Source organism: Microbacterium sp., assembly GCF_031178525.1.
In the GTDB taxonomy this organism is placed as follows: domain Bacteria; phylum Actinomycetota; class Actinomycetes; order Actinomycetales; family Microbacteriaceae; genus Microbacterium.
In genome coordinates this window covers 1-889 of record NZ_JAPSJA010000143.1, presented here as the reverse complement: position 1 = coordinate 889, position 889 = coordinate 1, and the positions used below count along the sequence as shown (strand labels likewise).

At 69.6% G+C, this 889-nt stretch carries 2 protein-coding genes; both read left to right on the top strand.

Annotated features, from left to right (window positions below):
• Window positions 1-109: 109 nt before the first annotated feature.
• Window positions 110-322 (top strand): AsnC family protein, encoded by a 213-nt coding sequence (locus tag RIF89_RS09695; RefSeq protein ID WP_309068911.1) that lies wholly within the window; start codon window positions 110-112, stop codon window positions 320-322.
• Window positions 323-327: 5 nt separating this feature from the next.
• Window positions 328-889: ABC transporter transmembrane domain-containing protein (locus RIF89_RS09690; RefSeq protein ID WP_309068910.1), on the top strand; the 562-nt coding region annotated here is incomplete at its 3' end.

Here is an 889-nt window from a genome sequence, read left to right as displayed (position 1 = left end):
CGGACGCTCGGCGACCTCGGTCGCCGAGCGTCTTCGCCGTTTCCGCTCGCCCTCGCCGCTCGACGGTCGGAAGCGGCGCGAAGATTTGCGACGCGCAGGATCGTCAACTATGGTTGACGCCATGGTCGACACCGCGCAGGCGACGGATCCGGACGAACCCATCGCCGAGCTCTTCAGGATCGCCGAGCAGCGCCGCGAGCTGAGCCGCGCCGAGGAGACGCAGGTGCGTCGCGCCCGCGTGAGCGGGTACTCGTGGGAAGCCATCGCCACCGCGCTCGGCATCACGAAGCAGGCCGCGCACAAGAAGTTCGGCCGGAAGTGAGCAGCATGTCCGACGCACCCGCACGACGCCGCAACCCGTTCGCCCGCCCGCAGGAGCAGGAGGGGCCGCGTGCGACGTTCCGGCAGCTCCTGCCGTTCGTGTTCGAGCACAAGCGGGTGCTGGTGTGGGTGTCGATCCTGAGCGTGCTCGAGGCCGTCACGACGCTCGTGCAGCCGACGCTGATCGGCGAGGTGATCGCGCGCGTGCAGGAGAGCGTTCCGCTCGGTGCGCTGGTGTGGGCGCTCGTCGCGCTCGTGCTCGTGTCGTCCGCGGTCGGCGCCTACCAGCACTTCCTGCTGCAGCGCACCGGCACGGCGGTGGTGCTGTCGAGCCGCCGCCGCCTGATCGCACGGATCCTGCATCTGCCGATCTCGGAGTTCGACGCGCGCCGCACGGGCGACCTCGTCTCGCGCGTCGGCACCGACACGACGATGCTCTATGCCGTGCTCACGCAGGGTCTCGCCGACAGCGTCGGCAACATCCTGCTGTTCGTGGGCGCGCTGATCGCGATGCTGATCATCGACCCGATCCTGCTGCTCAGCATCGTGGGGGTGCTGGGGATCAGCG